This window comes from Catenovulum sp. 2E275, assembly GCF_025515275.1.
In the GTDB taxonomy this organism is placed as follows: Bacteria; Pseudomonadota; Gammaproteobacteria; order Enterobacterales; family Alteromonadaceae; genus Catenovulum.
Genome location: NZ_JAOPFU010000046.1, coordinates 1 through 22,701 on the forward strand (window position 1 = coordinate 1; position 22,701 = coordinate 22,701).

General features: G+C 38.7%; 12 protein-coding genes. 6 read left to right on the forward strand and 6 right to left on the reverse strand.

Translation table 11 applies throughout. The annotated features are described in order from the left end of the window. Nucleotides 1-81 precede the first annotated feature (81 nt). Together N7931_RS16310 and N7931_RS16315 are read left to right on the forward strand one after the other, a co-directional pair. Nucleotides 82-438: an SMI1/KNR4 family protein gene (locus tag N7931_RS16310; RefSeq protein WP_262795414.1), complete on the forward strand. Its 357-nt coding sequence runs from the start codon at nucleotides 82-84 to the stop codon at nucleotides 436-438. Nucleotides 439-587: 149 nt separating this feature from the next. After that, entirely contained in the window at nucleotides 588-3,317 is a 2,730-nt protein-coding gene (locus N7931_RS16315) for a c-type cytochrome (protein ID WP_262795415.1), read from the forward strand. Between the two features lie 170 nt (nucleotides 3,318-3,487). Here N7931_RS16315 and N7931_RS16320 read toward each other — a convergent pair whose 3' ends face one another. From N7931_RS16320 to N7931_RS16335, 4 genes are all read right to left on the reverse strand, one after another. Continuing rightward, the gene (locus N7931_RS16320) at nucleotides 3,488-4,528 is read right to left on the reverse strand and encodes a glycoside hydrolase family 43 protein (RefSeq protein ID WP_262795416.1); all 1,041 of its coding nucleotides are present in this window, start codon (nucleotides 4,526-4,528) and stop codon (nucleotides 3,488-3,490) included. An 86-nt stretch (nucleotides 4,529-4,614) separates the two neighbouring features. Further along, the gene (locus tag N7931_RS16325; RefSeq protein WP_262795417.1) at nucleotides 4,615-5,583 is read right to left on the reverse strand and encodes a glycoside hydrolase family 43 protein; all 969 of its coding nucleotides are present in this window, start codon (nucleotides 5,581-5,583) and stop codon (nucleotides 4,615-4,617) included. 12 nt (nucleotides 5,584-5,595) lie between these two features. Then, nucleotides 5,596-6,621, reverse strand: a complete 1,026-nt coding sequence (locus tag N7931_RS16330) for a glycoside hydrolase family 43 protein (protein WP_262795418.1) — start codon at nucleotides 6,619-6,621, stop codon at nucleotides 5,596-5,598. A 226-nt stretch (nucleotides 6,622-6,847) separates the two neighbouring features. Then, nucleotides 6,848-9,925, reverse strand: coding sequence for a LamG-like jellyroll fold domain-containing protein (locus N7931_RS16335; protein WP_262795419.1), 3,078 nt, complete (start codon nucleotides 9,923-9,925; stop codon nucleotides 6,848-6,850). A gap of 493 nt (nucleotides 9,926-10,418) precedes the next feature. On the opposite strand from N7931_RS16335, the gene N7931_RS16340 reads away from it, so the two are divergent. Next, nucleotides 10,419-12,665 (forward strand): LamG-like jellyroll fold domain-containing protein, encoded by a 2,247-nt coding sequence (locus N7931_RS16340; RefSeq protein ID WP_262795420.1) that lies wholly within the window; start codon nucleotides 10,419-10,421, stop codon nucleotides 12,663-12,665. Nucleotides 12,666-12,813: 148 nt separating this feature from the next. Then, a complete protein-coding gene (locus tag N7931_RS16345; protein WP_262795421.1) occupies nucleotides 12,814-13,791 on the forward strand; it encodes a family 43 glycosylhydrolase in 978 nt (325 codons plus the stop codon). 90 nt (nucleotides 13,792-13,881) lie between these two features. On the opposite strand, the gene N7931_RS16350 is transcribed toward N7931_RS16345, so the two are convergent. Further along, nucleotides 13,882-16,494 carry a LamG-like jellyroll fold domain-containing protein gene (locus N7931_RS16350; protein WP_262795422.1) on the reverse strand — a complete coding sequence of 871 codons (2,613 nt, stop codon included), beginning with the start codon at nucleotides 16,492-16,494 and terminating at the stop codon, nucleotides 13,882-13,884. A gap of 139 nt (nucleotides 16,495-16,633) precedes the next feature. Next, nucleotides 16,634-19,411, reverse strand: a complete 2,778-nt coding sequence (locus tag N7931_RS16355) for a TonB-dependent receptor (RefSeq protein WP_262795423.1) — start codon at nucleotides 19,409-19,411, stop codon at nucleotides 16,634-16,636. A gap of 436 nt (nucleotides 19,412-19,847) precedes the next feature. Here N7931_RS16355 and N7931_RS16360 point away from each other — a divergent pair, with 436 nt between their 5' ends. Both N7931_RS16360 and N7931_RS16365 read left to right on the forward strand, forming a co-directional pair. Then, nucleotides 19,848-21,134: a family 43 glycosylhydrolase gene (locus N7931_RS16360; protein ID WP_262795424.1), complete on the forward strand. Its 1,287-nt coding sequence runs from the start codon at nucleotides 19,848-19,850 to the stop codon at nucleotides 21,132-21,134. Nucleotides 21,135-21,421: 287 nt separating this feature from the next. After that, nucleotides 21,422-22,600: a helix-turn-helix domain-containing protein gene (locus N7931_RS16365; RefSeq protein ID WP_262795425.1), complete on the forward strand. Its 1,179-nt coding sequence runs from the start codon at nucleotides 21,422-21,424 to the stop codon at nucleotides 22,598-22,600. Nucleotides 22,601-22,701: the final 101 nt, after the last annotated feature.

Sequence of the window (22,701 nt, forward strand, 5' to 3'; positions counted from 1 at the left end):
CACTATAAGCTGGGAAATATTTCACCTGTTCAATATGAGCAGAAGTTACTAAAAAGTGCCTAAACATGTCTCCAAATTTAGTTGACCGTTACACAGGAAGAAATTGAATCGATAGAAGAGAAAACCGGTATTAAGCTTCCAAATAGCTATAAACAAGTTATGCTCAACTATCCGAGAGAGCTGCTCGGAACAGAAGCCGAAGGCTTCGGCCTCCTAAACGATGCCAGAGTAATCATCGAAGAAAATAATGATGTGCGAGCCAATGGTTATTTTGGCGAGGCGTGGCCTGAGCGGTATTTTATAATCGGTCAAAACGGTTGTGGTGACTATTACGTTATAAACCACGAGAGCCTAGAATTTTTGGTAGGATTAAGCCAGGCCTGTTCTTCTGAGGTTAAATATTCAGGTTTATTTAATTATCTTAACCAGAAAGACTAATTTTAAGAAAAACCAACCCAATCTACACGGGCTAATCCAAAAAACTATGCTACATTTATTCGAGATGATATCTATGTGTTAGGTAAAAAATGGATAACGGTTTTAAAGAGATCTAAATCGCTCATACTAAAATTTAAATGGAATTAACTATGCGAATGAACATGCTACAAAAACTAGCAATTTTCACCACTAAAACTCAATCGCTTAAATTGTATGCTTGTCTTTTATTGCGCATGTTTATTTTGGCAGTCCCAACCTTATACAGTAGCAGCTTGCATGCTTCAGAAATTGAACTATCTGGGGTTTGGTACGGTTACGATCGATCAAATTTTCGTGGCGAACTACGCCACATATCACTGGACCTAAGTTCCGAGACGTCCCATGACTCGACAACCGCCCGCAATAAACTAGGCCCATTTAAAGCGCTGAAACAATCTTATGTTGCCATGCAAGGTAAGATGGGGACTAGCAGACCAGTACAGCGTATCCGATCGGGTCGTACCGCGATAGTGGAACAATTCGATATTGCAGGTAGATATTATCCTCAAGCTCAGTTTTTTATATTGTCCTTTCATGCTAAAGGCCAGTATGGCTCGGCGACACCACAAACAGCTGTTTTATCTGCTGACGGCAACACCATGGCTTTCTTTCCCGCACTAGGGCAGCCTTGGTTATTAACTAAAACTCCTGAACAACATCAAAAAATACATTTGCTGGCAAAAATACAACATGCCGCCCCATATACCGCAGACATCAATCAATTTAAAAACCAATTGCTTTCAACCAATACCTTGCCAGAGCAGCAAGTTGACAGCCTATTAAACCGAGCTAACACTCTGATAGAGCAATATGCACAAGCGATTTATGCAGGAGAAATAGCGGCATTAAACAATCTAAGACAAACAAGTATTGCGCTGCGAACCGAGCTAAACCAAGCTAGAGCTGCCGCAATGAAGCAACAAAGAAACACAGGTATAACCTCCACACCGGCGACACAACTGCAATGCCCAGAAAATATATTGGCATGGGCAAATGAAGTGCCAGCACAAGGGTCTTCACATCAGCAATACAACGGCCCTGCTGAAATTGCCAACCTGTTTAGAGATAAAATATTTTCTTCACATTTTGGTGCGCCATTTTTAGCCATAGAAGCGCAAGACATCGGTCGCTATGCCTTACAAATTTCTAAAGCATGCTCGCGCAACGACAAACTCCGTCATTCAAGGTTGTTTCCCAGTATGGCGACAGCCTTTAAAGATCCTGGACCTATTGCAGTCGCTGGCTTTAGCCGCTTTGATGCCGCATCCGGCGCTTTGGCTCTAGAGACACTCGAACAGTGGTTAGAAAGGATAACCGCGCAAAACCATACAGGAGCCAACTATCAAGCTAGTGATATGGAAATAATCCTTACTGAATTAGGAAAAAACCTTTGGCCTGCAAAGGCTGAATCACTAAAAGCTTCCGGCAAAAACGTAGGAACAGAGCAAGCTAGCGACATCCCGGAAGTGCCTCAACAAATAGTCGCAAAGAATCCGTTCCCCTCAACGAATGGTCTTCAACAAAAAGATAAATATCAGATCTGTATAAGCTGTCACGCAACAGGTGTTAACAATGCACCTAAAATAGGTGATAGCGAGAGTTGGAAAGCCCCCATATCCTTGGGCATAGGCCAACTATTAACCAGTGTTAAACAAGGCAAGGGGCACATGCCAGCAATGGGGGGCTGTGAAAACTGCAGCGATGAAGAAATTCTTCAATTTATTGCTACCATGCTAGCTAGCACTGTGAAATCGAGTGACAGTAGCCAAGAAAAAATAACAGTCAGTCGACAGAAAAAAGAGTCATTTCTTAAACGATATGGCTTATACACCATGACATTGGAAGACGTTTGGATAAACAACCAAAAAAACCAATGTGGCGATCTACAGCCCGGCTCTAATTTACTAGGCAAATTTACCAATCCCAACCATCCTTCTTTCACCCCTTTCACTGCAGAAGAAGTGACCATTATGCGCGCACTCAACTCTGGTCGAGCTGCGATTGGGGTCAAGATCCAAGGGGAGAATTTCTTTGATTTAAGTAACCAAAAACTACTTGGAATTAATGGTTGGAGCAGAGTTGGTATTGAACTCAAAAACGGTAAAGTGGTTAAAGAAGACCACGATTTTGTCTTCCTTTGTCTGGGCACTGGCACCAAAGCCGAAAAACTAAAAATAGCTGAAAAAAAAGCACAACAAATGCGCGAAAAATGCCCACTTTGCGAGCTACCTGGCGCCATTTATCTGGATGCTATCTACCGTGCAGATTACCAAAAGCAACTATATGAAGGCCGAAGTGTATTAATGTCTTTTGCCCGCGATAATCGCTCACTCGGCTTAAGTACAATAATGAGGACTCTAACCAGTCGCAGGGAACTGACATTATTAGAAGAAGTGATCGGCTATTACATGTTAAAATACAGTCTAGAAAAAGACGATTGTTTCACAGAGGGTAAATTTCAGAAAACATTTACAACGCACTTTCCAGGCTACCGTATAATCAACGATTATGGCGTAGAAGAGCAACGCGTTGACCCTTCAACCGTTAAAGATGTTTATCAAGTTCCCCTCGCATTCGAACAAGCCTGTAACGCAATATGCAACCAACAAGGTGGTATCAGTATTATCAGTCAATACTTAGAGAACAATGATTTCACCAGAGAAGTCGGCGATATTTTCTCAGGCATAAGCCAGCTCGTACATAAACATGCTTGCCAGAGCCCTATTCGTAAAGAGTTTGAACACAACCTATTAAAACTATGGCAGCAAGAAAAACGACAGCCCAATAACACCAAACCTACTGTTAAAAATGCCTTTGAACGGGTAAACCAATTCCGATAACCCTAAGAATTTCTAAAGCACAATTAGAACAACAAACGGCCTGATGGCCGTTTGATTGATATCTGAAAACTGGATAGTTTGAGCGGGTCAAATTCGCTTGGTAATTATACCGTCAATATCCTTTGGTAATCACACTTAGATAGTCATTACAGCAGTTACGAAATTAAAGATTATTGACCAACGGTAAACTGCTTGGTTTGATCAGCTTTTAATAAACGCTGGTATTCTGTTTTATTTAAGCTTAATACAGTGCCGTGTCTAACCGGATGGAAAGGGAATTGCATTGCGTTTTCATCCGCTATAAATTCGCCTGAGCTTAAATCATGGGTGCTAAATGTTTGATAACCTTTGCCTTTACTGTAATAGTCTAATAATAAATTCCAGTTGGCATGTTCTCCATTTTGTTCCACTACAAAGGCTGCAGGGCCTTCATACCCTCTTAAATTTTTAAGGGAAAACTCATCTACCTCACTCCAGCCAGACATGAGTTGTTGGCTTTTTTCCATGGTAATTGCTTTATCTCGCTCATCTTTAGTAAAACGATAATAAACCCCTTCTTCTTTTACGATTGTGGTATCAATGACAGTGGTTGGTTTTTCGATATAAACAAAAGGTTCGCCAAAGGTTTTAAAATCCTGTGTACGGGCAGCCCAGATTCTGTGTTTTGAAAAATTATCATCAGCGGTTTTTGAAGCCCAAAATACCATATAGGTTTGATTTTCTTCATCCCAAACGGCTTCTGGTGCCCAAGTGCAGCCTGCGTTATCCGGGGCTACTTTAACTAATCTTGGCTCAGACCAATTGACTAAATCTTGTGATTCCCAGACAACAATTGACTGACTCGCAGCGGTTTGCGCGCGTCCCCAATCAGGGTTTAGATTGATTGATAAATCAGTGGCGATCATAAAGAATTTTTGGTTATCGTGAGAGCGGATAATATAAGGGTCACGCACGCCTTTTTCGCCTAACTTGCTTACTAACACTGGCTCAGCATTATTGAGTGCCCTCCAGTTTTTGCCATCTTCACTGAGCATAAAATAAACCTGCTCTGTCATCGGCGTTGCTTCGCCTTTAAAGGTGGCAAATAAGTAGCCGCCGACTGCTTGAGTTTGCTTTGCAGTGACGGAATTGGCTGATGTTTCACTCAATTGTGAACAACCGGCACTCAAACAGCTTGCTCCAATCATTAAAGATAATAATAGTTTTTTCATTTTAGTTTACCCTTTTATTTTTAAGGTTCATGTGTTTCTGACTTAGAAAATAGATTAATTAATTTGGCTATAAATTTGTTGTGGCTTTAAGGTCCACTCACGCCTTCGGTTGTCATCTGCACTCTTTTTAATGTGCCATCAAAATTGTATTCGAGTTTATCTATACTGACGGAACGGCTGTAGCTATTACCGCCTGTTTGAATCGCTCCGGTGTGGTAAATAAAGTAATCTTGCCCTTTAAATTCAACAATAGCTTGGTGATTAGTATTAGAGTTACCAGCTATTTCATTTATTATTCCTTTATATTCCCAAGGGCCTTCAATGCTATCAGCCATTGCGTATGCTATTTTTTCTGGGAAACCTGTTGCGTAGGTCAAATAATATTTCCCATTTTTCTTATGTATCCAAGGAGCTTCGGTAAATGCAAAGTTATTAAATTTAATTTGTTGGATTGGGCCATCTATTTCGATCATATTACTTTTTAATTTAGCGTAATAAGCTTGACCATTACCCCAAAAAATCCAAGCCTGTCCATCATCATTAATAAAAATAGCAGGATCAATTGTGGCCCATGAGTGCGTTGAAGCAAAACTATCTTTATTGGTTAATAAAGGCTTACCCAATGCATCTTTAAATGGGCCAGCCGGGTTATCTGCAACGGCGACTCCAATTCCTGACCAATTAGTACTGATATACCAGTAATATTTACCGTTTTTTTCAACTACATGGCCTGCATAAGCGTCACCGCTTTTCGCCCAACTGAAATCAGATATTTTGAGTGGCACGGCATATTCTGTCCAATTTTTCATATCTTTTGTTGAAAATACCAGCCAATCTTGCATTTTGTAGCCTTTTTGGTTTCCCTCAAAATCATGCCCGGTATACAACCATAAAGTTTCATCTTTTACTATTGCTGCTGGATCGGCTGTAAATTTGTGTGTAAACACTGGATTACCTTGAGAGGTAATTTTGTTAACGACTTTATCAGCAAATGAAAAGCCACATGGGATAGTGAGTATGCTCAGTAGGATTATCTTTAACCATGTAAATTTCATATAGTCCTCAATTTATTTGATTAATGGTTGAGGCACACCGCCCCATTTTTGATTTAATTTTTTAGCTTCTTGTGTGGTAATGCTGATGACACTTCCATGGCGCGGATTAAAATCTTTAGTAAAAGACTCAGTTGTTGTGGTGAAGTTAATTAAGTTTGTACTACGTTGGAATTCATATCTTTGGCTAGTGTAGAGGTCATACATTAAAATATATTCATGTTTGTCATTGAGTTTAAAAATAGAAGAGCCTTCCACAACTGTTGAGTTATTTGCGTAAGCATCTAAATATTGAAAGTCCTCAATCCAAGGTCCAAACAAACTTTTTGAGGTTGCTTTTTGAATTCCATTTTTAATCTCATGGCCTGCTTCATTTTTGGTATTCCCTTTATAAAATAAATGGTACAAGTTATTTTTATAAATAATGTCACCGTCAATTGACCCATATTTGGCTCTGAACATCAGCTTAGGTGCTGATTCAAAACCGCTAAAATCCTCGTTTGTATAAGCGCCGTACAAATCTAAGTTTGTTTCGCCTTTATAGCGAATAGTGAAATACACTAGATATTTGTTAGCCTCTTTGTCATAAATCGTTTGTGGGGCCCATACCCATTGCACATTAGCAAATTTTTCTGGATAAGATTTCCTGAGATCTATCCAATTACTCTGCCAGTCAATTAGGTTAGTCGATTTCATTAACACAATACCTGGATTACTATCCCAACCATTTTTGTGGGTGAACATGTCAGTTGCAACCATATAAAAATTTTGATTATTTTCGCCGCGCAAAATGTGAGGGTCTCTGATACCGCCGGTCTGGGAAATTAGTTTTGATGCAATGATTGGCTGATTGTTATTGAGTGCTTGCCAATGTATAGCGTCTGCACTAACTGCAAATCTAAGTTGCTCCTGTTTTAATTTATCTCCTGATCCTTCGAAGTAGGCAAACAAGTAAGCTGTATAAGAGGGTGAGTCATTTTGGCTTTGAACCATACAACTGGCATTGATTACAGCTAAAAGGCATATAAGTATATGTTTCATTGTTTTGCTTCTGTTTTATGATTGAGTTTAGTCGTTTAACGACTTTAAAATTGATGTTTTATATGCAAACTTTAGATATAACGAGTTAACGTATCTGAACCGTAAAAATATTTTTCTCAATTTTTACATAAGCGCTTTCATTATTGGATTTTATAATCATGGTTGATTAAAACAGAGCAGGGTATATGGAATATACCCTGTCTTTTAGCACTTTGAGTTAAACCAATTAATTACTGGTCAGTACACTTAAACTAACATTGTCAATATTAGCGAAACCAGTACCAGTATTGACAAATAAAACACCTAATTTACCGCCTACGGATGCCGATGTAGCAGAAATATCAGCGTTGTAGGTTGTCCAGGAGCCGTTAATATTTTGCGAATAAGTGCCTATTACATTCGCTGGTGAATCATAAAATAGTGTTGCAGTCCACTGAGATGAGTTATCCCAGCTTTTGGCGATAAAGCCAATATTAAATGTATCACCAGCTTTAATTGTATAGTCGCTCAATAAATAGGCTCCGGCGTCACTCGGTTGCATAAAGCCTGAATAGCTATTTTGATATGTTCCCCACCAGGCATCACCCGGTTCAACGCCTGAATCAGAGTTTGTACCATAATCGGTCCAGCCTGGGACATCATTAGTTTGGTCAAAGCCATTAAAATCCGGTCGTGTATCTATTCCAGATTCAAAATCTGCATTGGTCAGTGGGATTTGATTATAAGGCTGAGTTGGCGGAGTTGCAGCCAACGCTGCGATAGCGGACGCGCTTAATGGATTATTGTAAATTCTGAAATCGTCTATCAAGCCTTCCATTGCTGGGTCAGGGAATTGACTTTTGCCAATAAAGTTAACCAATGGATTAATATCTGAAGGTTTAATCGTTGTTGTGGTAGAAGCGGTTAATGCTCCGTCAACATAGAGTCTGGCTACGCCATTATCAAGAACAACGGCAGTATGAATCCACTGGTTTGCTTGTAAGGCGGGTGCAGAAAGTGTTTCTGATACCCCATTATGTTGCATTTGGAACTGCATGTTGCCATCAGCCCCTTTTGGGGTTAAAAACAGATAATCTTGCGTACCATTGCCGAAATCAAAAATTCTTTGCCAAGATGAGCTACCTTGCCAGTATACCCATGATGAAATTGTCAGTTGATCATGGTTAGCTATACCAGCTGGTAAGTTAACATGCCCACCAGATAAATTCACTGCACCTTCTGTCGTGTTCCAATTAGTATATTGGGCACTTTCACTGAGCACTGCATCATTTGCATGAATTGTTTGATCTAAAGCATTATTTTGGAAAGTATAATGCGCAATTAACCCAGCCGAACCAGTTGGTGTCGCTGTAGCTACTGAAGATTTTGACGAGCGGTTTAATGAGTTGTCAACGGCTTCTACCATATAATAATAAGCTGTTGATTGGTTCGCTGTATTATCTGTATATGAATTTGCTGTGATACCTCGGGCGATAAGCTCGTATGAACCGCCAGATGCATTTGCTCTTAAAATATTATAACCGGACAGATCATTTTCTGTGTTGGCTGTCCAGTTTAGAGCTACCGACACTGAATTTGCGCTCGCAGTCAGGTTAACTGGTTGCGCAGGTGCTATAAAATCAGTTGGATCTGCTGTAACTGGAATAAGGCGCCATTGCTGCTCATGCGTACCCGAGTCCGCTTGTTGTTCTACATTTGCCCCATTGGCTGTTAAATATAGAGCGCTCCAGCGACTGCCAATTTTAAACCAACCATCTTCTGTATATTGGAGAAACCAAAGTGATTTAGGATCTAACACATTGGTTGAAGTGGCAATATTATCACCATCATTCATATTGCCCCAATCTACATAAGGTGCCATGTTATTTTGTACATCTACAATGGAAAAATAACTATAGTCACCACCCAGTGTATTAGGGGTCGGGCGGACTTCCCAATATTGATTATTGATATTGGCTGGTGTGCCCTGACCGATATTGACTTCGCCGCTGTCTACCTGCATAGCAAGTTTTGTACTGCGGTTGATTAAATAGTAACGACCATCGATAACAGGTTGAACATCATCGCCCCAAGTAATATTAACTACCCGCTCTGCATTGTGATGATTGGCTGTCCAATAAGCTGTATCACCGGTTGTGGTGATTTCAAAAGCATGCATCGGACCATAGCCGTCATAAAAAACAGCTCTGTCTTTAGATAAAAATCGATAAGTTGTTGGTATTGCTTGACGTTCTGATTCACCAACAAAACCTTGAATTTTACCACTCGGAGCTCGGTATACTGAAGCTGCAGTCCAGTTGGGGCGATTTTCAGAATATGCCAGACGCTCACCATCACTGGCCTTTACAAATTCAGAGCGGGTATATTCTGCTGTTCCCCACCAGATACCCACTTCCATCCCATATTCTGCACCAATCATAGCTTCAGCTACATTGTGCAGTTCATCGTTGGTTGCGACATCGCCATTTGATTTTACGTTTTGGTAAAATGCAGCATAGTCATCAAAACTACCTGCAAGCTGGTGAGTATTGCCTTCTTCCAGATAATTCCAGCCATTTAATGTGTTATACCATGCCGCTGCATTACTGTTATCGAGCGTATTGCCACCCATTAATCTGATTGGGTTAGTGGCCCCGGTATTAAACTCTGCAAAATCAGGATTATTTCTGAGTTGCCAAGCTACGTCACCAAAGCGAGTGACATCACCTTGCCATGTACCATGGTCGGGTTCATTAAATGGCGCAACCGAGACAACCTGCCGTCCGGCTTGCTGAATTTTTCGGGTTGTAATCGTAATTAATTCTGCCCATTTTACTGCATCTACACCACCACTCACTAAATATGGATTAGAAGTCCAGTTTTCGGTATCTGTATTTAAATATAAAGTGGTATGTGCATCGGTATAGGTTTCAACTAGTGCTAGGCGGGTATTAAACTCTTCTAGTCCGCTGCCACTTAGTTCATCATTGACACCATCGCCATTTGTATCTGCTAGTGGGGTATCACCGGTAAAAGAGAAGCGGATAACATCGGTTCTTTGTTTACCCGTATGATTAACGCCCCTAATCACATTAAGATCCCACAACCATGCGGTATCTAATCCCCATAAATCAATACCTTTATATTCACCTACACTTTCGGTTTCAAAAACCACAGTCTGTTCTGCTGCACTGGCCTGATAAACTATTAATAAACTACATAACACACTAAGTGGTTTCTTTATAAAGTTCAAATGATTACTGGTGTTGTTGGCTTGGACAAACGTGTTAAAACATTTATCCACACTTTGCCATTTTATCTTCATGTTAGTACCTTTTTATTATCATAACAAAACAGTTTTTAAGCTGAATTTAGGATAAAAACTGAGCGAGTTAAGAGCCTTATTATTCGACTCTGTTAATAAAACGTTAACTAAGATTAAAACCGTAAAAATTGTTCTTAAAATGTACAAATGAAAGATAAAGATCAGGTTCAGGATCAAATTTTATTCTTTCAGAGTTCAATAGCATATAGCGCAGTTTTAGGGATGAAATGGTAGGGCTAAGCTTGACTAACCTGATGTGATTTCGAAGATGAGTTTTGTCGTGTGGTTATTTATGCAAGGTAAGATTGCTGACTTAATATGATATTTTTAGCCGATAAATATTACCGTAATGAGTGTTGGCTTTTTGTTTAAATTGTTTACGGGTTTGTGATCATTTTTCGTTTAATTAAATGTTGCACTTTTAGAATCAATGAAGTGTTTTTGAAAAATTAAGAGTGGGTTAGATATTTAATAACTGTTAAGGCGAAATTTTATGAAATGTAAACCTTTATTTAGAGCTATTTCTGGCTTAAAACTGAACAATCTAATGCTGCCATTTTGTTTAATTGGGATGCCAGCAAACGCTACTGACATTCATTTTAACTTTAATGGGGAAGGGGAAACTAAAGCTATGACACATTGGGGTGTCGATACTGCTTGGCCAAGCCCGGATAATGTGCGCCAGTCTATTTTTCATCTGGGACAAGATCAGGTTGATGTTGTACGTGTTAATTTTTTTATGTTTGAACCTTTGGATGAAAATGGCGAAATTGGACCTGAATCAAAAGCCTTTATTGACACTCAGCTTTCTTTGGCTGCATTAGCAGGCTCAGTGCCGATTGCTTTAACGCCTGCTACTGGTGAATATCGTGATTATGACGGAGACGGTCAGGTCGACGGGCCAACTCATCCTTATTATTTAGATGATGAAGGTAATGCTATTCCAGAGCGCTGGCTTGCGTTAATGGAAGCTACTCAAAAATATATTGGCCAGCCTATTCATGCCTTAGAAATTTTTAATGAGCCAGATTATTGGGTTGGAATGGGGACGCCTCAAACATTGCGTGAGATTATGTTATTGACAGCGCAAAGCCCAGTTTTTTCGGAAACTGAATTACATGCTGCTAGCACTTTATGCAGTTGTAGTGCCCAAGATTGGTATGATGCAGTTGCTGATGTTGCAACACATGGTACTTTGCATCAATTAGCAAGCTGGGGTGGAAATGGCTCTGAGTATTATATTAATTTTATATTGCATGTTTTAGCTAATGGTGATGTGCCTTATAACGATGAGTTACATAGTATGGCAGAGGTTTTATATGGCGCAGAGTATGGAATGCAAGGTGGAATCTGGTGGGCTGATGCACTTTTAACTCGTGGTAAATTAGTGAATGCCGTACAAGGCAAGCGTTTAGGTTATGGTGAGTTACGTTGGAAAGATGCTACTGGCGCTGTATATCGTGCACCTGACGGTGAGGTTTATGGGTTTGCTGGCAGTTTTGAGCGCGAAGGTCCTAACCATTCTTTTCGATATATTTCTGATGATCAAGCGGTGTATTTTGAAGGGATAGGTCCTTTAAAAGAATTTATGATGCCTACTTGGGCCGATCCTCATGGGGGTTACTTTAATATAGATGCAGAGCCGAGTGTGCCAGCTCTTGATGGTTATACTTGGAAAATAGTGAATAAAGCCGGTAACCGAGTGATTGAAGCAGAAGGGCTAGAAAATGGTGCAAATTTACGTACTGCTAAAGACACAGGGTCAGATAATCAAAAATGGAAAATATCTCGCTCACGCGATGGCTATTTAAGTTTCATTAATGTTGAAAGCGGAAAATCTGCAGATGTTTACGAATGGTCAACATCAGATGGTGGTAATATTGCACAGTGGGATAACTTTAACAGTTTGAATCAAAAGTGGTGGCTAGAACCAGCTGATAATGGTTATTTTTATATTCGAAGCGGACACAGTAATCTTTACTTAGAGGATATAAAAACTAAAACCAAAAATGTGATTCAAGGCGAGTTTAATGATAGTGATCGTCAGCAGTGGAAATTTGTTTTGGTAGATAATGAATCAAATGGCCAACAAATTGCTCATTATCAATTTGAAGGTGATGCTACAGACAGCAGTTCAAAATATCATCATGGTAGCGGGGTTGGTTCAATTTCGTATGGCAATGAAGAATCTGTTGTTGGTCACGGTCAATATTTAGAACTTAGCGGCGGCTGGGATTGGTGGGGTGAGCACATACAGCTCCCAGACAATGTTGCTAATAGTGAAGATATAACTATCGCAAGTTGGATAAACTGGCAGGGAGGGGCGCCGTTACAACGAATTTTTGATTTTGGGGTGGATACTAATCGGTATATGTTTTTAACACCAGCTGATGCGGATGGAAAAATGAAGTTTTCTATAACGACACAAAGCTGGTGGGATGAGCAATCTATGGTGACACAGGCATTACCAACTAATCAGTGGGTACATGTTGCTATCACTTTGAGCGGTAATACTGCTAAGGTTTATATTAATGGCCAGTTGCAAGTTGCTGGTTATATCTTTATTAATCCAACAGATATTTACACCGATTCGCAAAATCAACAAAACTTTATTGGTCGCAGCCAATGGAGCGATCCTACTTTTGTCGGTTCAATAGATGATTTTAGAATTTATAATTATGCATTAGAAGCTGAACAAATCTTAGAGTTGGCTACACCTACACAGGCCGAACAGCCATAAATGTACAACCAGCCTTTTATGTGATTCATTTTTTGAACCATAAAAGGCTGAATCTTCAATTGATAAGTAAGGTAATATCTTGAAAATAAAAATATTTTTATATGCTGTCATTTTGGTATCTAATTTTCTATTGATTGGGTGCTCTAATATGTCTCCAGATAGTTTAGAGACTACAGAATATGATAACCGATCACTTGAGTTTATTAATCCTTTAGTTGAGCAGAGAGCAGACCCTTGGGTTTATAAAGAAGAAGATACCTATTATTTCATTGCAACAGCCCCTGAATTTGATCGTATAGTAATGCGTAGCTCTAAAACCCTAAATGGGTTAAAAACTGCACCTGAGAAAGTGATCTGGAAAAAGCATACAGCAGGTATCATGGGAGCGCATATCTGGGCTCCTGAATTACATAAAGTTGATGGTAAATGGTATATATACTTCGCAGCGGGTGAAGCGGAAAATGTTTGGGCGATTAGGATGTACGCTTTATCTAACGACTCAGCTAACCCATTAAAAGGCGAATGGACTGAAGAGGGTCAAGTTGATTCTGGCTGGCAGTCATTTGCACTAGACGCAACCCACTTTCAGCACCAGGGTAAACATTACATGATTTGGGCTCAAAGTCCACCTGATGACAGTTTTAGAGGAACAGCACTGTGGATGTCTCAAATGAGCAGTCCAACTAAATTAACTGGACCTGTTATTCGTTTAACTAAACCAGAATTAGATTGGGAAACTGTGGGCCATAACGTAAATGAAGGGGCTGCTGTATTAATTAAGAATGATAAAGTTTTTGTAACTTATTCAGCCAGTGCAACTGATCATAATTATGCAATGGGATTATTATGGGCAGATATAGATGCTGACTTAATGGATGTTAAATCATGGCATAAGTCGCCACAACCAGTCTTTTATACTAATGCAAAGCTAAAGCGCTTTGGCCCAGGACATAATAGCTTTACGTTAGCGGAGGATGGTAAAACGGATTTATTAATTTATCATGCACGTGATTATCAAAAGCTTATTGGTAATCCGCTGACAGATCCGAATCGCCATACCAGAGTTAGAGTTATTCATTGGGACAAAAATGGTTTCCCTGTTTTTGGTCAGGAAATGGATGATTAAAAAACTAATTATCTATATGTTTAAGATAATCTTTTGGTTAGAGTAAAATCAGAAGAAGCCTGATATTGTTAAATATCAGGCTCTTTTTCTTTATGGTTGATAGACAGCCTGAACATCATTCTCAGTCAGTGCATAATTATAAATTCTTAAATCATCTATACTGCCATTAAAATATTGGCCCGCACTGCTTTGCCCACGACCAATAAAGTTCGCAACTGGCTTAATATCACTTGGTTTTAAAGTTATCTCCGATGTTTCCGCAACTAATATAGTATCCTGATATAACTTTACTTTACTGTTATCAAAAACTAGAGCTAAGTGTATCCATTCTCCGCTGTCTATTGGGGTCGACTCCAAGGTTTGAGTTGTCCCGTTTTGGTTAATACTTAGCTGCAGCGAACCTGATTTTGATTTAGGCGTTAATGTTATATTTTCAGAGTCATCATTACCGAAATTAAAAATATGCTGCTCGGCGTCACCACCATTCCATTTTACCCAAGCTAAAACAGTTAGATTATCAGAATTAGCAATGCCAGCAGGCAATTGAATAAACTGACTTGGGCCATTTAATTTAAGAGCATAATCGCCTTCAATAGCTGCGCCATAGATTAACTCACCCGATACAGCGGCATGGTTTTGATTTTCGCTGCTATCTATTGCATTTTTTTCAAATGAAAACTGTGCAACTAAGGTAGCTTCTCCTGTTGATGCAGCAGAAGCTGAGGATGATAGTTCAGAGTAGTTAAATGCTTTATCTTCTGCTCTTAATTTATAAAAGTAGATTTGGTTAGGTTGGGCAGTATTATCAACAAAGTTAGTTTCAGCTAAGTTACGGGCAATGATTTCATACCCGTCTGTTTCATTAGTCGAGCGAAGCAGAGTATATGATGCAATATCCATTTCTGAATTAGCATCCCAACTTAAAGCAATTGACTCTGACTGAGCAATCGCCTGTAAATTGCTAGGTGCATTTGGTGCAATCAATTCAACTTCAACTCCTTCGGGAATAAAACGCCATAATTGTTTATCTTCACCTGTGTGCTCTTCTTGCTGTGCGTTAGTTCCAGCTGTTTCAATACAATATGAGCTGAAACGACTACAAATAGAGAACCAGCCATTACCTTCATATTGTAAAATCCATTCTTGGTTGGAGCCGCCAGCAAAGCTCCATTGTCTAATATCCCCACCAACGTCTAAATTCCAATCCCAAATATCAGGTGAACCACCTGTACTATGGTTTACCATAGAATAATAAACATCGTCACCGCCAGCATCTATGGCTCGTTTGGATACATTCCAAAGTTGAATATCTTCACCTCTATCGTCAGAAACTTGGAAGTTAGCGCCATTATCCGAACCCTCCATCTCTAATACTTGTTGAGTCTCTTTGTTTACAATTTTATAGCGACCACCAATAACAGGGCGGATATCATCACCCCATTCAATATTAACTGTTGTTTCATAATTAGGTTGATCAATCCAATAACCGTTGCCGCCTGGCACTGTAATTGTGTAGTTATATAAAGGTCCATGACCATCAAAAAATACAGCTTTATCTTTTACGGTAAAGCGATACTTTGTAGTTGTTGCCTGACGCTCAGAGCCACTAGCAAATGCTTGTATTTTCCCGTCTGGTGCACGGTATACGGAAGCAGCCGTCCAGTGAGGTCTATGCTCTGCATAACCTAATCGTTTACCATCACTAGCCTGCACAAATTGGCCACGGGTATATTCAGCACTACCCCAAAAAATGCCAGTATCAATACCATATTCAACTCCGACCATAGCTTCCATAATATTGTGAAGCTCATCATTCATTGCTTTTCGACCATCGGATTTTACTTGCTTAAAAAAACCAGCATATTGAGCAAAACTCCCTGCTAATTGATGGGTATTTCCATAATCAAGCGTGTCTTTTAACATGTTATACCAGGATAATGCTTCGTCATTATTTAAGGTGTTACCACCATTGACAAAAAGGTCATCAAAATATGAATCGGCTTTGATTGCTGTTGATATTGCTAAAAAGTCTTGCATACTGCCTTGGCCTGTTGAGGTGTAATCTGGTTCATTGAATGGGCCTAATCCGATAACCTGATGACCATTTTCTTCAAAAAAATTTCTGGTTACTTTAAATAACTCAATCCAGTGTTCTACATTGGCAGTACCGTCACTATTTTTGTACCAAGAGTCTATTCTTGGGTGATCTGAGTTCATCACAACATCTATATTTGTCAGACCGGCTTGATTCAGTATATCGATACGTTTGGTTGCGTATTCATACATGGTAAGGTCATCTAAGACCGTTGTTGTTGCTAGTTGGTACTCACCTTGAGAATCTATTTCAAGTGGGTCAGTTGGACGAAATGAAACTCGTACCAGATCAACCTGCTCTTTACCCATAAAACGAGTACCACGAATGACATTATTATGATCTGCCCATGCGGTATCTAAGCCCCACTTGTCTATTTTTTTGTCTAAACCAGTGTCAATGGTGTTAAATGCGATTGTACGTTCTGCATTACCCTGTGCGATTAAATGAGCCTCTTGCGCAGGCACAATAATATCAGTTGAGTCATTTGGATTTGGTGGGGTCACCGAGTTTTCGTTATTATTGTCGTTTGAATCATTATTTGTATTTGAACCCCCACAAGCAGCTAGAGTCAGAGCGAGCGCAAGTGCTGAAAGTTTAAATGGAATCATTTTATTACCTGTTATTAAATTGTAGATACAAAAATACCGTGAAAAAATAGGTTTTTATTTGGGAGAAGCATGGCCCAAGAGGTGGGCCATAAAGTTTGATAAGTAGCCGATATTGCATCGGCTGCTGTTTTTTGGGTGATTAGAAATTAAAGCGGAAGCCACCACCGTAGTAACGACCTTCGTCACGTACGTCTTGTGGGAAGCTTACGCCATTTTCCATAACAGTGAAGTTTTTGAAAGGTTTAGCTAAAATATTTGCCATATCAAAATACACAGTTAAATGCTCGTTAAACTCATAGCCAATTGAGAAATCAAGGCGATTTCTGGCACGGGTTTTATTGCCAACGAAGTCTCCATCTGGGCTGGTTGCACCATACCAGTTAACCCATGTATCGCGTAAGTTATATGAAAGTCGGGTTGAGAAACCCTCTCTTTCATAAAAAATTGCGGCATTATAGGTATATTTTGACAGACCGGTAATTTTGTCAAATGGTCCAAAGGTACCGTCTTCATTTGGTCTTCTGGTTTCACCTTCCAACATAGTCATATTGGCTGTGATACCCATATAATGTAAAGCGGTTGGCATAAAGTCAAAATCAAAGAAGGTTTGACCACTGATTTCCCAGCCTTTTAATTTACCTTCGCCGGTATTTTCGGGGCGGTTTAATTTTACTAAGCCATAATCCGGAGTCTCAACATAACGGGTATACCAGTTAGTAAAGCCCCATAAATCTTTATAAAAAGCAGCGGCACTTAAATAGCCGCTGTCTGAGAAGTAATACTCAAGGCTAATATCGTAATTATCAGAAGTTAATGATTTAAGATTTGGATTACCGCCAGAGCCTTCCGCATCAAAATCTTTTTCACCATCTGGATCATTACTAGATGTAACTTCGGTAATTGTTAAGGCTGGATTCATATCACCAAAATTAGGTTTAGTAACGGTTTGAGTAAAACCTGCCCGTAGTTGAAGATCATCTGTTAACTGTGCTCGGAAGCTGATATTTGGTAGAACATCGGTAAATGAATTACTTGAAACTCTCGGTTCTAAAGTTTGAACACCATCTACGTCGACATTTGCAATGCCTCGGTTATCACCCTCGGTATGAGCTATTCTCACACCAGTAAATAAGTCGACGCCAACATTACCAACTTCAAAAAATGATTTACCTTGGAGATATACAGCATAAGTTTTTTCTTTTGCTAACCACTCATTCGCTGGATCATCTGCAATCGGTTGATTCCAGAGTGATGCATCAGCACTGCCTTTTTCTATCAGTAAGTCGTAAACAAATGCCTGTAACTTATCAGCATTTCCGGCAATACTGTCTCGTGAAGGTGACATATATTGGGTAAATCCTTGTTTATCGGTTCTGAATGGGTCGTGTGATAACTCCATTTCTAAAAATGGTAAGTCAGACATTGGAATGTGGTCTTCTGCTAACCAGCCAGAATATCTGGAGCCGGAACTTCTCGTGGCGTCACGATCACTATAACGGAAGCCGGTTTCGATAGTATGTAACCAATCTCCAAGTTCAGTGTCGATTGTTGCGTCTGTTCGCCATTGAATACCTGAACCACTTACATTATGTCTGGATTCATAATATCCGCGGAAATTGTAAGTGCTTTCATCTGTAACGTCCCAGTCTGGTGCTGAGAATAATGCGCCGCCGTCACCAAAAAAATCTACAACAACGGTAGGAGAAAAGTTAGCCATACCGTCTAAGTTCCAGAGTTTTTCATCGTATTTACTGTCGGTATAAGCTAAATCCGTTTCAATTTTAATTCTATCATTTTTCCAGATTGCGCCTACAGCAAATTGATAAGTGTCTGTATTGCTAGATGCAGCTGAGCGTGTAAATTCCGGTGGGAAACTACCGGTTTGGGTGAAGCTTTTAACCTGATCATCAGTACCATCAACCATAACTATATCTGTATATTTAGGTGTGCCAGTTCCGTTTAACCAATCATTTTCACCTAATGCAAACCAGAAATTATCAACTTGATTGCGTCCTCGGTAACCTTGATAAATACCGTCAAAATAGACTTCTAACTGATCATTTGGACGCCATTGAATCGCCATATTAGCTGATGGACGAGTACGTTTACCTGCTGAGTTATATAAACCCACTCGCGCCGGAAATACAAAGCCTCCATCTTCGTAAGGTGCTTCATTATCCCATGTTTCTTCTGCGGTTTTAAACCATGTTGCGTTATAACGAACACCGTTATAAAACTCAGATTTAGCATAAGTCACATTACCTAAAAAGCCAATTTCACCTATGCTTGTATCCCAGCGATTTGAATATAATAAGTTGCCAGAAGGGGCTGTTTTTTCACTTTGGTCGTTGTAACCTAAATGAAAGCCGCCTGCGATTTTTTCGCCTTCAAAATCAAAAGGTCGGCGAGTTCGCACATTAACTAAACCAGCTAATCCTGGCTCAACTAACTTAGCAGTAGCTGATTTATATACCTCAATACCGGCCAAAGCTTGTGCCGGAAAATCTTGCAATGATGCACGGCGATTTTCAGCGGTAAAAAATTCTCGGCCGTTATAAGTGGTTGTTACATCAGGTAAACCACGAATTAATACAGCACTTGCTTCATCGTTAAAGCGATCAACCTGTACACCGGTGATACGAGCTAAACTTTCTGCGGCAGTTACATCTGGTAATTTACCAATATCTTCCGCAACAACTGCATCAACAAAAGAGTCTGAAGTCATTTTGATTTCTTGAGCTTTGATTAAACTCGAACGAAGACCTTTTACTTCGATAACTTCTGCATCTTTTTTAGCTTGTTGGATTTGTTCTTCTGTTTGTTCTGTATCTTCTTGAGCAAAAGCAAAAGGTGTGAATGAAGTTGCGATTGCTAAAGATAGCGCTGTTGGAATAAATGGATATTTATTGTGACGCATAAATTTCTCCACAATTGTGTGTTTGTTGAATTTTTTGTAAAGAGTTTTATAAGCTCTTTATTAATAAAATCAGGCTATGAAAATCCAAAATTTTCATAGCCTGATTAACAGTGTTGAACTGTTATGGATAAAACGGACTGGTCAAAAAAAACCGTAAAAAAATATTTATTTTTTGTTAAATAATTATTTTTTAGAGTGGATTTTTCTTTTAAAACAATAAATTGAGTTAATAAAAAAAATTGATTAATTTTTTAAAATAGCTCTAAATTGAGCAGTTGATACAAGGAAAGAAATTTAAAATTAGGAGCAGATGTCATATTAGTTATGAATATATCTAACAAAAATTACGGTTTTTGGTTTTATTTTCGTTTAAATAGTATTAACAAAGATTTGTATATTCAAAAATCTAAAATTGAAAAATAAGAGTGATAATTTAATGCGCACACAATTCAAAATAATAGCTTCATTTATGGTGGGGAGTTTACTTGTAGCCTGCTCGCAAGAAAGCACAACTCAAACTCAGGATAGCCATATTAAATTCTCTAATCAATTAAATATTCATGCACCAACAGCTCAATCTGAATGGGTTAAAAACATGAATGTCTCAATTGATGAAATAAATCAAACCATTTACTTACCACTTAGTGTAGGTGCTAATTTAAAATCTTTTGATCCTCAGTTTCAGACAAAAGTAGGTGTTAAAACATCACCGCAAGGTGCTCAAGATTTTAGTCAAGGTCCTATCGATTACGAATTTAGTTTTAATAACCAGACTAAAACATACCAAGTTATGGCGCAGATAAATAATAACCCTATTGTTGAAGGCTATTATGCTGATCCGGAGATTATTTATTCTGAGCGGGATAATAAATATTATCTATACCCAACCAGTGACGGTTTTCATGGCTGGTCAGGTACTTATTTTGAAACTTTTTCCAGCCCTGATTTAGTCAACTGGACAAAAGAAGGCAAAATTTTAGATCTTAAAACCGATGTAAGTTGGGCTGATCGAAATGCATGGGCTCCAACCGGAATTGAGAAGAAAATCAATGGAGAATATCAATATTTTTATTATTTTACCGCGGCTCAAAAAATAGGGGTGGCCGTTGCTGATAATCCTCAAGGTCCATTTGTAGATTCTGGCAAGCCGTTGATTGACTTTAGACCTGATGGTGTCGGTGGCGGACAGGAAATCGACCCTGATGTTTTTACCGATCCAGTTTCTGGGAAAAGCTATCTATATTGGGGGAATGGCTATTTAGCGGTGGCTGAACTGAATGACGATATGGTTAGTATTGATAAATCGACAGTTAAGGTAATGACACCTGATTCAACTTTTAGAGAAGGTGTCGAAGTATTTTTCCGTAATGGTAAATATTATTTTATGTGGTCAGAAGACGATACCCGTTCACCTAATTACCGAGTGCGTTATGCTACTGCTGATTCACCTACTGGTCCGTTAAACATCAGTGAAAATAATTTGGTGATTGAAAAAGATCTAGCTCAAGAGATTTTAGGCACAGGGCATAACTCCGTAATTAATAAACAAGGTACCGATGAGTGGTTTATTGTTTATCACAGATTCAGCCGTCCAAATGGTATGTATATGGGGGGTGATGCAGGTTTTCATCGTGAAGTTTGTATTGATAAGTTGAACTTTAATACGGATGGCAGCATTAACCAAACCAAGCCTAGTTTAACTGGAATTCAAAGTATAGATTAACAACTGGGTGCAGTACCATAACTATAGAGAGTTTAGGCTTTGTGTAGTTATAAAAATTGATGTTATTTGCCACGGTTTTCAAATGTAGTAGTCAAAGTCTTGAAAGCTGTGGCGAATAACTCATGCTAAAAAATATTATTTTTGTAACAAATTTTCCTATTTTTAATCACTTTACCCACCTTTAATTGACTTAGCGTTCTGCTAAGGTAATTTAACCTAAATTTAATTTTTCGATTGTTTTATCCAGTTACGGGTATTCAAAATAATTAAAAGCAGGTTGATATTTAATGCTCCATTTTTACAAAAAAGTAGCGCTGATTTTTCTGGGGTTAATTATGTTAACTGTCGGATTAAGCTATTTTTGTATTCAACAAACTTTTATCCATCATTTTTTGTTACCTAATAATCACAATCAGGCTGAAAAAAATAAGTTTAACTGGCAAGCTGAAATTGATAAAGATGCTCATACCGGTGGCAACTCAACCATCAAAATCAATGATATAGAAAAAACATTAGACTTTGATGTATTGGTATCCTCACAAATTGAATATCCGTTTTCAGCCTTAGGGCTGAATTTTATTGATGAGTTTGGTCAGCAAAAGCTGATCGATTTAAGTCAATATTCAACGGTAAGTTTTAATGTTAAGTGCTCAAATGAAAACGTTTTAACTTTTATTGTATTTACTTATGATGAGCAATTATCTGATCCGGATGACTTTTTAACATACCGTGCACCAGCTTCGTTTTTTTCGTGTCATTCAAACTGGCAAACAATTGAAATTGATTTGTCTCGTTTAGAGTTACAGCTTTGGTGGTTTTATATGTTTAAAGTTAAGCTATCCCATAATAACTACTATTTAGATAAAGTCGCAAAAATCCAATTTAGTACCACAGGTCAAAGCCCGACCGATATAACCAGCCGAGTTCAAATTAGTGACTTAAAACTCATCGCACGCGACTGGCGTTATTTATATGGTTTAGGCGTTGTGTTAGTGATAATTTGGGGCGGTTTTATTTGGCTGTTCTTTCATAAGCATACACAGGCACTTACCTTTGCATTAAAAGAAAAATTAATGCGCGAGCGACCTTTGGTTGCATATCAACAATTAAGCATACAGCCGCAAAAAGATAAAACTAAAGCAGATTTGTTTCAGTTTTTAGCGACCGAATATGCAAACCCAGATTTAAATTTAGAAACAACAGCACAGGCTATTGGTATTAGCCGTAATAGAATTAATGATTTATTAAAACTTGAACTGGGTTTTACTTTTAGCAGTTATTTAAACAAACTGAGATTAACCGAAGCAGCACGATTATTAGCTTTGTCTGACGAGGCAAATGTAGCTGAAATTGCTTATTCGGTTGGCTATAAAAATGTATCTTATTTTAATAAGTTATTTAAAGCAGAATATGCCTGCACGCCAAAACATTATCAGCAAGTGCTACAAAAAACGAAAAATCAATAAAATGAACAATAGTCATTAATTGTCATAAATATAAAATTTTCCCTTTTTTATAACAAAAACGCATTATTTAAAGTTTTAGACAATTAAGCTTTAACACAACT